Source organism: Porphyrobacter sp. AAP82, assembly GCF_000331285.1.
Taxonomy (GTDB): Bacteria; Pseudomonadota; Alphaproteobacteria; order Sphingomonadales; family Sphingomonadaceae; genus Erythrobacter.
This window is the reverse complement of the sequence record NZ_ANFX01000036.1, coordinates 1-10636: the sequence shown is the minus strand read 5'-3', so window position 1 is coordinate 10636 and position 10636 is coordinate 1. Positions and strand designations below refer to the sequence as shown.

Sequence of the window (10636 nt, the reverse complement as noted above, 5' to 3'; positions counted from 1 at the left end):
CCCCCCCCCCCCCTAACCCCTCCCGCAGGCGGGAGGGGGAATGTAGCCCTCGCAATCGCAGCAAAAAATGCGTAAGCGGCCGCGATGCATTTCCTCGACCAGGCCAAGATCTATGTGAAGTCCGGCGGAGGCGGCCCCGGGGCCGTTTCGTTCCGGCGCGAGAAATATGTCGAATATGGCGGCCCCGATGGCGGCAATGGCGGGCGCGGGGGCGACATCGTGTTCGAGGCGGTCGCCGGGCTCAACACGCTGATCGACTTCCGTTACTCGCAGCACTTCAAGGCCCCGCGCGGCGGCCACGGGATGGGCAAGGACCGCACCGGCGCCTCGGCCGAGCCGCTGGTGATCAAGGTGCCGGTCGGCACGCAGGTCCTGTCCGAAGACAAGGAAGAGGTGCTCGCCGATTTTACCGAGGTCGGCCAGCGCATCGTCTTTCTCGAAGGCGGGATGGGCGGGCGCGGCAATGCCTCCTACAAGACCTCCACCAACCGCGCCCCGCGCCAGCACCAGCCGGGCATCCCGGGCGAGGAGATGTGGGTGTGGCTGCGATTGAAGCTGCTCGCCGATGTGGGACTTGTCGGCCTGCCCAATGCCGGCAAATCGACCTTCATCAACGCGGTCTCCAACGCCCAGGCGAAGGTGGGGGACTATGCCTTCACCACGCTCGTCCCCAAGCTCGGTGTGGTGCGCCACAGGGGCCGCGAATTCGTGCTCGCCGACATTCCGGGCCTGATCGAGGGCGCGGCGGACGGCGTCGGGATCGGCGACCGCTTCCTGGGGCACATCGAGCGCTGCCGGGTGCTGATCCACCTCATCGACATCACCGGCACCGAGGACGCCGACCCGGCCGAGGCGATGCGCATCGTCGAGGAGGAACTGGCGGCCTATGGCGACAAGGAGCACACCCGGCTTGACGAAAAGCCGCGGCTGGTGGTGCTCAACAAGCTCGACCTCGCCGATGCCGAACTGGTCGATGCCTACCGCGAGGAACTGCTGGCGGCAGGCGCGGACAAGGTGTTTGCGGTGTCCGGCGCGACCGGCGCAGGGATCCCCGAACTGCTCGACGCGGTGCTCGGCTATCTGCCGGATCGCACCGCCACCGAGACCAAGGCGGTCGAGGTGGAGGACGATGGCGACGCGCCCGAGTGGTCGCCCCTGTAACCTGCCCATGCTGACAAGGCGCTTATGAAGCATTTGGCCGACATCACCGCCGCGCGGCGGATCGTGGTCAAGATCGGTTCCTCGCTGCTGGTGCGCGGCGGGCAGGCGGGGGGGCATTGGCTCGGCAGCCTCGCGGCCGATCTTGCCGCCATCCGCTGCGAGGGCCCGCAGGTGATCGTGGTCAGCTCGGGCGCGATTGCGCTGGGCGCGGCGCGGCTGGCCTTGCCGAAGGGCGGGCGCGGGAGCCTCGCCGATGCGCAGGCTGCCGCCGCCGTCGGCCAGATCCAGCTCGCCGACCTGTGGAGCCGCGCGCTGGGCGAGCACGGCATCACCGCCGCGCAGATGCTGCTGACGCTGGGCGACCTCGAAGACCGTCGCCGCTATCTCAATGCCGCCGCCACGCTCGACCGGCTGCTGGAGGCCGGCGTGATCCCGGTCATCAACGAGAACGACAGCGTCGCCACCGAGGAAATCCGCTTCGGCGACAATGACCGCTTGGCCGCGCGGGTGGCGCAGGCGGCCAATGCCGATGTGGTGCTGCTGCTCTCGGACGTCGACGGGCTGTATGATCGCGACCCGCGCGAGGAGGGCGCAGCGCTGATCCCGGTGGTCGAGGCGGTCACGCCCGCGGTGATGGCGATGGCGAGCGGGGCCTCGTCCTCCGGCCTCGGCTCGGGGGGCATGGTCTCCAAGCTCCAGGCCGCGCAGATCGCGACCCGCGCCGGGATCGCGCTCGGCATCCTCAACGGCACGCACGAAGCGCCCATCGCCAGGGCACTGGCACAGGGGACGGGGACGCTGTTCCTGCCCGTCAGCGCGGCTTCGGCCCGCAAGGCATGGCTCGGCGGGCGGCTGGCGCCTGCGGGCGAACTGCGCGTCGACAAGGGCTGCGCCGAGGCGCTGAAGGGCGGGGCGAGCCTGCTCGCGGCGGGTGTCGTCGGCGTTTCGGGCCAGTTCCGACGCGGCGACCTTGTCAGTGTGGTGTCGGTGCGAGGCGACCGCCTCGCGCAGGGCTTGGCCGAATATGACGCGGCCGAAATGCAGCTGATCGCCGGCAAGCGTGCCGAGGACCAGGCCGAGCGCCTCGGCTATGCGCCGCGCTCCTGCGTGATCCACCGCGATCACATGGTGCTGCTGTGACGACCCTCGCGATCACCGGCGCGACCGGTTTCGTAGGCAGCGCGGTGCTGGACGAGGCGCTGCGGCAGGGCCACACAGTGCGCGCTCTCGCCCGCCGCGAACAGGCCCCGCGCGCCGGGGTGGAATGGGTGCGCGGCGATCTGTCCGACGGGCGCGCGCTCGCCGCGCTGGTCGCGGGGGCCGATGCGGTGATCCACGTCGCGGGCCTCACCAACACCCCCGATCCGCGCGAGTTCGAGGCCGCCAACGTTACCGGCACCGCCAATGTGCTGGCCGCGATGGACGCGGCGGGGGTCAGGAGGCTGGTGTTCGTCTCCTCGCTCTCGGCGCGCAAGCCCGAGCTGTCGGCCTATGGCGCCTCCAAGGCGAGGGCCGAGGCGCTGGTCGAGGCGAGCCGTCTCGACTGGACGAGCGTGCGCCCGCCGGCGGTTTACGGTCCGCGCGATATCGACATGCTCGACCTGTTCCGCGCGGCGAGGTGGGGCGTGGTGCCGCTGCCCCCGGGCGGCGCGACCTCGATCATCCATGCCGATGATCTGGCGAGACTGCTTGTCACCCTTGCCGGTTCCTCATGTAGCGAAGCGGCAGGACCGGCAAGCAAGAAGGTCTACGAACCCGATGACGGGCGCGAGGGCGGGTGGAGCCACAAGGAACTGGCCGCCGCGATCGGCCGGGCGATGGGGCGGCGCGTGGTCTTCGCGCCGCATCTGCCCAAGCCGGTGCTCGATGCCGCCGCTGCCGCCGACCGGCGCATGCGCGGGCCCAAGGCCAAGCTCACCCCCGACCGCGTCGGCTACATGGCACACCCCAACTGGGTCGCCCGCTTCGACCGCAAGCCCCCGCCGGGCCTGTGGCAACCGCAGATTGCGGGCGAGGAAGGGCTGAAGTCGACCGCCGACTGGTATCGGCGCGAGGGGTGGGTTTAAGCCGCGCTCAGAGGAACGGTTCCTCGCCCGGGCGGTGGATGCCGCATTCGGTCTTGTCCCAACCCTTCCAGCGGCCCGAACGCGGGTCTTCGCCGGGCAACACCTGCGAAGTGCAGGGCGAGCAGCCGATCGACGGATAGCCAGCTGCAATCAGCGGGTGGCGCGGCAGGTCGGCTTGAATGAAATAGCCCTCGATCTGGCCCGCATCCCAATCGATCAGCGGGTTGATCTTGAGCCGCCCGGCGCCGTCCGAGGTATCAAGCTCGAAGCGCGGCAGGTTGGCGCGGGTCCTGGCCTGGAACGCCTTTCTCCCCGTGAAGCTCGCATCATATCCGGCAAGCGCCTGTTCGAGCGGGCGCACTTTCCTGATCGCGCAGCAGCCATCGGGATCGTAGGACCACCTCAGACCGGTCTCGTCCTTCGCGGCAAGTTCGGCCGGGTCCGGCGTCAGCACCACGAGGTCGAGACCGAGGCGTTCGACCAGAAGATCGCGATAGGCGAGCGTTTCGGCAAAGTGCTTGCCCGTGTCGAGGAACAGCACCGGCACCTTGGGATCGACCGATGCGACCAGATGCAGCAGCACCGCGCTCTCCGCGCCGAAGCTCGATACCACGGCAAGATCGCCGGCAAGGCCATCGCGGATCACCGCTTCGAGCATCTCCTGCGTCGAGGAGCCGCGGAACAGGTTGTTCAGCCGCACCGCATCATGCTCGGTAAAACGCGGCGCGAGGTCGAGCCGGTCGCGGGTGCGATCCGCGGGCACAATCCTGAGATCAGGCTTCATGGCGCTTGTCCGCAATCGTCCGCCGCGCATCCGCCGCACGCTGGTAGACATTCTCCCAGGTCGCGAAGGCGCGCGCGGCGTCCTCCTCGTCGAGGCGCTGGTCGGGGGCGAAGCTGTCGAAGCCGCAGCGGCGCATGTGGCTGAGCTGGTCGATCAACACCGCGCCGACCGCGCGCAATTCGCCGGTGTAGCCCGCCTCGCGCAGGATGCGGGCGGCCGAATAGCCGCGCCCGTCGCCGAAGGCCGGGAAGTTGACCTCGACCAGCGCCAGCCGGTCGAGGAACGGCAGCAGCAGCCGGGCATCATCGCCCGGCTCGATCCGGACGGCGGTGGCGTTGGTCTGTTCGAGCACCGAGTCCACGGTCACAGCGGCGTGATCGACCGGCTCGTCATCGCGGAAGCGGAACTGCACCTCGTCGGGGCTCGTTCCAAGACTGTCAGCCATAAAGCGCCTCCTTGAACGGCTCCATGCCGATGCGGCGGTAGGTGTCGAGGAAGCGCTCGCCATCGGTGCGCGCGGCGAGATAGACATCGGTGACTGTCTCGACCGCGGCGATCACGCCGTCCTCGTCGAAGCCGGGGCCGGTGATCTTGGCGAGGCTGACATCCTCGGCCTCGCTGCCGCCGAGCGAAAGCTGGAAGTTCTCCTTGCCCTTCTTGTCGACGCCGAGGATGCCGATGTGGCCCGCGTGGTGGTGCCCGCAGGCGTTGATGCAGCCGGAGATCTTGAGCTTCAGCTCGCCCACCACCTCGGTGCGGCCGGTCGCCGCAAAGCGCTCGGAGATGCGCTGGGCGAGCGGGATCGAACGCGCGTTGGCGAGCGAGCAGTAATCGAGGCCCGGGCAGGCGATGATGTCCTCGATCGTGTCCTTGTTGGGACTGCCGAGGCCCGCTTCGTCGAGCGCCTGCCACACTGCCGGAAGATCGCGGATCGCGACGTGGGGGAGCAGCAGGTTCTGGGTGTGCATCACCCGCAATTCGTCGAAGCTGTATTCGCGCGCCAGCCGGGCGACGACGCGCATCTGCCCGGAGGTCGCATCGCCGGGGATGCCGCCAGCGGGCTTCAGGCTGATGACCGCCGAGACATAGGCGTCGTGCTTGTGGCGATGGGTGTTGCGATCCACCCAGAGCGCGAAATCGGGGTCCGAGCGGTCCACCGTCTTGGGCCCGTCGACGAAGGCGGGCGGGGCGAAATATTCGGTGATGCGCGCCAGCTCCTCGCGCGGGGGCTCGACGCCGACGCTCAGCAGATGCGCGAATTCCTCCTCGACCTGGCGGATATATTCCTCAGCGCCGAGTTCATGGACGAGGATTTTGATCCGCGCCTTGTACTTGTTGTCGCGCCGGCCGTAGCGGTTGTAGACCCGAAGGCAGGCCTCGGCATAGGTGATGAACTGGTCGATGGGGACGAAGTCGCGAATGAGGGGCGCGATCATCGGGGTGCGGCCCATGCCGCCGCCGGCGTAGAATTCGGCACCGATCTCGCCCGCCGCGTTCCGCACGATGCGCACGCCGATATCGTGCAGCCGCATCGCCGCGCGGTCCTTCTCGGAGGCGATCACCGCGATCTTGAACTTGCGCGGCAGGTAGGTGAACTCCGGGTGGAAGCTCGACCACTGGCGCATCAGCTCGGCATAGGGGCGGGGGTCCACGACCTCGTCGGCGGCAGCGCCCGCGAAGTGATCGGCGCTGATGTTGCGGATGCAGTTGCCGCTGGTCTGGATCGCGTGCATCTCGACCGTGGCGAGATCGGCGAGGGCATCGGCGCAATCGTCGAGCTTGATCCAGTTGTACTGGATGTTCTGCCGCGTGGTGAAGTGCCCGTAGCCGCGGTCATACTTGTCGGCGATATCGGCGAGCATCTCTAGCTGGCGCGCATCGAGCGTGCCGTAGGGGATGGCGACGCGCAGCATGTAGGCATGGAGCTGGAGGTAGAGCCCGTTCATCAGCCGCAGCGGCTTGAACTGGTCCTCGGTGAGCTTGCCTTCGAGGCGGCGGCGCGCCTGATCGCGGAATTCGGCGACGCGGGCATCGACCATCGCCTGGTCGTATTGGTCATAGCGGTACATCAGCGGGTTCCAGTGAGAACGGGGAGGCGCTCGGTGCCGAGGATGGTGCCGAGCTCGTGCAGGGTCTTGCCTGCGACCGGCACAGTCTGGTGCGCGGCGCGGATTGCGCCGAAGGCGGCCTGCGTGGCGGGATCGTCATAGCCGGCAGGCGTGGGGTAGCCGACCTCGACCAGCAGGTCCCACTCGCCATCGGGGGCGGGGTTGGCGATCAGGCGGTAGGAGGTGAACAGGCCCTGCTCCACGGCCTTGGCGTCCATCGCGAACCAGTTGAGGAAGATGAACGAGGTGAGATTGGCGCGCTCGCCCGGCAGCGCCTTGAGGCGGGTCCACTCGACCACCAGCGTCGCGCGGGTCTGCGCGGGCGCGGGCGCGGGCGCGGGCGCCGCATCGGCAGCGACGGGCGCGGCGGAAAAGGCGAAGGCGGAAGCGATTGTGGCGGCAGGCAGGCGCATCAGATCACCCAGTCCCAGCCGGTCTTCGCGGCAGTCGGCACGGCGAGATCGCGGCGCACCGTGGGGCCCAATGCGCGCACGCGGTCCTTGATGTGGGCGGGGCGAACGTGCCCGGCGGCGTCGATTCTCGCCGCGATCGCATAGGCGGCGTTGACGCGGCGCGCGGCCTGTTCGCGGGCGAGGATCTCGTCGGCCTCCTCGCCCACGTCGACCGCATCATCGACGAACGGCGACCAGCCGGTGCCGTTCCACCACGTCACCGCGCCCGAGCGCAGGTCGTTGCCGGTGAGGATTTTCATTGCACTGTCTCCTGTGCGAGCGCGGCCACGGCCGCATCCTCGCGCGCGGTCACTTCGCCGATGACGATGAGGGCGGGGCTCTTGACGGCGTGGGCTTCCACCAGCTCCGGCAGACCGGCGAGCAGGCCCCGCAGCACCCGCATTTCCGGGCGCGCGGCGTTCTCGACCACGGCGACCGGCATGCCGGGAGCAAGGCCGTCAGCCATCAGCTTGTCGGCGATCCTGCCCGCGGTGGAAACGCCCATGTAGATCACCAGCGTCCGGCCCTTGCCCGCAAGGCCCGACCAGTCCTGCTCGGCCAGACCCTTGCACTGGCCCGCGACGAAAGAGACGATGCTCGCGGCATCGCGGTGGGTGAGCGCGATCTGCGCGGCCGCCCCTGCACCCTGCGCGGCGCTGATGCCGGGCACGACCTCGACCGGAACGCCGGCCGCGCGCGCCGCCTCGGCCTCCTCGCCGCCGCGCCCGAAGATGAAGGGATCGCCGCCCTTGAGGCGCACGACATCGCTTCCGCCGAGCGCCTCGCGCACCAGCAGGGCATTGATCCCCTCCTGCGGCAGGGTGTGGCGGGCGCGTTGCTTGGCGACCGAGACCAGCCGCGCATCGGCCCGCGCCAGGCCGAGGATGTCGGGGCCGATCAGCCCGTCATGGACGATCACCCGCGCCTCGGAAATCAGGCGCGCGGCGCGCAGGGTCAGAAGGTCCACCGGACCCGGCCCCGCGCCGACGAGATAGATGGTGCCGATCTGCATGGAAGCGCAAATGGGCCAGCCCGCCCACGGGTTCCAGCGAGAATGGGTTGGCGGGCGCGTAGCTGAACTATACCAGCGCCAGCGCTTGTCCCAGGTCCGCGATCAGATCCTCGGCATCCTCGAGCCCGATCGACAGGCGCAAGGCGGGCGCGCCGCCGGTTCCGGGCATGCAACTGCGATAGTCCTCGGGCCGGATCGGCAGCGCGAGGCTTTCATAGCCGCCCCACGAATAGCCGATCCCGAACAGTTCGAGCGCATCGGCCACCCGCGCCGAGGCGGCCGGATCATCGCTCGCCAGCACGAAGCTGAACAGCCCGCAGCCGCCGGTGAAGTCGCGGGTCCACAGGGCATGGCCGGGGTCGGAAGGGAGCAGCGGGCACAGCACCTGTGCGACCTGCGGCTGGCCTTCCAGCCACGCCGCCACGCGCTTCGCCGCCGCCGTCTGCGCGGCGAGCCGCACGCCCATGGTCCTCAGGCCCCGCGCGGCGAGCGCAGCATCGTCGGGCGAGACCACCTGCCCCAGCTCATGGCTCACCCGCCGCAGCATCCCGTACCAGCGCTTGCCCGCGCTCGCAGAGCCCATCATCAGGTCCGAATGGCCGCCGACATGCTTCGACAGGCTCATCATCACGATGTCGCAGCCATGCTCCAGCCCTGCAAAGCCCAGCGGGCTGGCCCAGGTGTTGTCGAGCATCACCGCCGCCCCGGCTGCGCGGGCGATCCCGGCGAGCAGCGGCACGTCGCACATCTCGAAGGTCAGGCTGCCGGGGGCTTCGAGCCACACGCCCTTGGCCCCTGCTACCGCAGCGCGGAACCCATCGACATCGCGCGGGTCGAAGAAGGTCGTCTCCACCCCCAGCCGCGCCAGCAGCCCGCTCGCCATGGAGCGGGTGGGGTCATAGGCATTGTCGGTCATCAGCACCCGTTCGCCGGGCTTCATAACGCTGAGCATCACCCCCGCAATCGCCGCCACGCCGCTCGGGTAGAGCACCGTGCCATAGGCGCCCGGCTCGATCGCGGTGAGTGCATCGGCAAGCGCCCACTGGGTCGGCGCGCCGCGACGGCCGTAGAAGAACTGCCCGTCGGCATTGTTGCGGCCTGCCGCCTGTCGCTCGGCATCGCTGGCGTAGAGATGGGTGGAGGCGCGCCACACCGGCGGGTTGACCACCGGCCCGGTCCATTCGGGCCGCCTGCCGCCGCGCACGAGGCGGGTGGCGGGCTTCAGATGCCTGTCGTCTCCCCCGCCGCTCATGCCTTGGGCCCCCCGGTCTCCGGCCCCCAGCTTTCGGGGCCTTGCAGCTTGGGCGTGGCGGGGTCCGCGCTCCATTCGCTCCAGCTGCCGTCATAGAGCGCGGTATCGTCCTTGCCGGCAAGATGCATGGCGAAGAGCAGCACGCTGGCCGTCACCCCGCTGCCGCAGGTGGTGGTGACAGGCGCGGCCAGATCGATCCCCGCGCCCGCCACCGCCGCGCTGAGCGCGGCCGGCGATCGGAAGGTGCCGTCGGGATTGAAGACCTCGGTGTAAGGCAGGTTGCGCGCGCCCGGCATGCGTCCGTTCTGCCCGCCGTGGACGGGATCGGTCCCGCTGCCATAGACCCGGTCGGCGCTGCGGGCGTCGAGCACTTGCTCGCCGCGTGTCGCCAGATTGGCGAGCATGGCGGCCTTGGTCCGCACCCGCGTGGGCGCGGCGAGCGTGGCCGGGGCGGCAGGCGGGATGTCCGGCGTGCCCGCTGCGACCGGCAGGCCCTCTGCCCGCCACTTGGCCAATCCGCCGTCGAGGACCCCCACCGGGCCGCGCCAGCCGCTGGCGGTGAGCACGAACCACGCGCGCGCCGCGGTGCGGATCGCGCTGTCATCATAGAGGACCACCGCGTCATCGGCGCCGACGCCGAGGCTGGCGAGGCGTTCGGCGAGCTGCGCGGGGGTGGGGAAGGCATAGGGGACGGGGGATCCCGCGTCATAGAGGCTCGCCAGATCGAGGAACCGCGCGCCCGGGATATGCGCGGCGGCGAACTCGGCCCGCGCATCGCGCGCGGCAGCGGGCAGGTGGTAGGAGGCGTCGAGCACGACGAGGCCGGGGGCAGCGCAATGGTCGGCGAGCCACCGGCAGGAGACGAGCGCGGAAGGAAGCGTGGTCATGGGCGGGACCCTAGCGCGCGCAGGCCTGCGGCGCAAAGCCCGGGCGACAGATGGTTGGGCTGTGCGGGGGCATGGGCGGTGGTTCTCCTCGTGCTGGACATGCACGGGGCCGGGCCCCCTTGCCGATATGGGTGATGTGCCGGAAAAATCGGCGCTTTCCTACATGCCCCGGGGCTGACATGATCTCGCAGATGAGCTGCGCTGTCCGCCTTGTTCGTGTCCCTGCCGGCCCGGTGCGGACGGGCTGAGAATTCCGCTCCTGGACAGTGTCTCATTGTCTCCTACACGCCCGCCGGAGCGCCCGGCATGGGCGGCGACTCAGGCGGCGGCGGAGGTCGCGGAGGTGGACGGGGCGGGGGCCGGAGCGGGGGCCGGGGCTGGGGCGGCGGTGACCGGCTGGGCGATCAGGCCGGGGATGCCGCCCGGCGGCACGTCGAGCGCGATCGGGTGGACGCGGCCTGCCGGCGACGGCGTGCCGATCACGAAGGTGCGGGCCAGCGCGGGCAGGCTCTCGCCTTCGAGCGTGAGGTGGACGAGCGGCACGAACAGCGGGGTCTGCCCCTGCCGCAGGGGCGCGATGGCGCCGAGCGGAAGCTGGAGCGTGCCGGTGAGGGTGCGCGCCTGGTGGGGGCCGATGCGGTCGATCGCGGCAAGCGCCTGTGCGGCGCCCGCGGACGCGGCCGGGCCGCCCCGCGCGCAGGCGAGCAGGAGGGCCGCGTTGAGGTCGACCACCGCCCGGCCGGAGCGGTTGGCGATGGTGAGGCGGTACTCGAGGGTGAACATGCGCAGGCTGCGGCTCGCCGCGGTGATGTCGAGCGCGAGGTCGAGGCGCGGCGGCGCCTCGGCGGCAGCGGCGGGCGGCTCGGCGGCGGCGGCGGTGCCGGCGGCAGGGGCGGCAGGGGCGGCAAGGCGCA

The 10636-nt window shown here is 70.3% G+C and carries 11 protein-coding genes and 1 pseudogene; 3 read left to right on the top strand and 9 right to left on the bottom strand.

Annotated features, from left to right (window positions below):
* Positions 1-84 precede the first annotated feature (84 nt).
* From cgtA to D620_RS0111820, 3 genes are read left to right on the top strand one after another with little or no spacing between them, the layout of a single operon-like run.
* Complete coding sequence (cgtA, locus tag D620_RS0111830) at positions 85-1161, top strand: Obg family GTPase CgtA (protein WP_017666027.1); 1077 nt, start codon at positions 85-87, stop codon at positions 1159-1161.
* A gap of 24 nt (positions 1162-1185) precedes the next feature.
* A complete protein-coding gene (proB, locus tag D620_RS0111825; protein ID WP_017666026.1) occupies positions 1186-2301 on the top strand; it encodes a glutamate 5-kinase in 1116 nt (371 codons plus the stop codon).
* Positions 2298-3227, top strand: a complete 930-nt coding sequence (locus tag D620_RS0111820) for an NAD-dependent epimerase/dehydratase family protein (protein WP_017666025.1) — start codon at positions 2298-2300, stop codon at positions 3225-3227. Before proB ends, D620_RS0111820 begins: the two co-directional genes overlap by 4 nt.
* Positions 3228-3234: 7 nt before the next feature.
* Here D620_RS0111820 and D620_RS0111815 read toward each other — a convergent pair whose 3' ends face one another.
* The 9 genes and pseudogenes from D620_RS0111815 to D620_RS16665 all read right to left on the bottom strand — a co-directional run.
* Positions 3235-4011, bottom strand: a complete 777-nt coding sequence (locus D620_RS0111815; RefSeq protein WP_017666024.1) for a phosphoadenylyl-sulfate reductase — start codon at positions 4009-4011, stop codon at positions 3235-3237.
* The gene (locus D620_RS0111810) at positions 4001-4456 is read right to left on the bottom strand and encodes a DUF934 domain-containing protein (RefSeq protein WP_033376780.1); all 456 of its coding nucleotides are present in this window, start codon (positions 4454-4456) and stop codon (positions 4001-4003) included. Before D620_RS0111810 ends, D620_RS0111815 begins: the two co-directional genes overlap by 11 nt.
* Positions 4449-6080, bottom strand: a complete 1632-nt coding sequence (locus tag D620_RS0111805; RefSeq protein WP_017666022.1) for a nitrite/sulfite reductase — start codon at positions 6078-6080, stop codon at positions 4449-4451. The genes D620_RS0111810 and D620_RS0111805 overlap by 8 nt, the downstream gene beginning before the upstream one ends.
* Complete coding sequence (locus D620_RS0111800; RefSeq protein ID WP_017666021.1) at positions 6080-6532, bottom strand: hypothetical protein; 453 nt, start codon at positions 6530-6532, stop codon at positions 6080-6082. The genes D620_RS0111805 and D620_RS0111800 overlap by 1 nt, the downstream gene beginning before the upstream one ends.
* The gene (locus tag D620_RS0111795; RefSeq protein ID WP_017666020.1) at positions 6532-6831 is read right to left on the bottom strand and encodes a DUF2849 domain-containing protein; all 300 of its coding nucleotides are present in this window, start codon (positions 6829-6831) and stop codon (positions 6532-6534) included. Before D620_RS0111795 ends, D620_RS0111800 begins: the two co-directional genes overlap by 1 nt.
* A complete protein-coding gene (gene cobA / locus D620_RS0111790) occupies positions 6828-7583 on the bottom strand; it encodes a uroporphyrinogen-III C-methyltransferase (RefSeq protein WP_017666019.1) in 756 nt (251 codons plus the stop codon). The genes D620_RS0111795 and cobA overlap by 4 nt, the downstream gene beginning before the upstream one ends.
* 67 nt (positions 7584-7650) lie before the next feature.
* Complete coding sequence (metC, locus tag D620_RS0111785; RefSeq protein WP_017666018.1) at positions 7651-8835, bottom strand: cystathionine beta-lyase; 1185 nt, start codon at positions 8833-8835, stop codon at positions 7651-7653.
* The gene (locus tag D620_RS15310; RefSeq protein ID WP_017666017.1) at positions 8832-9722 is read right to left on the bottom strand and encodes a sulfurtransferase; all 891 of its coding nucleotides are present in this window, start codon (positions 9720-9722) and stop codon (positions 8832-8834) included. Before D620_RS15310 ends, metC begins: the two co-directional genes overlap by 4 nt.
* A gap of 318 nt (positions 9723-10040) precedes the next feature.
* Positions 10041-10636, bottom strand: a pseudogene (locus D620_RS16665) (hypothetical protein); the annotation flags it as partial.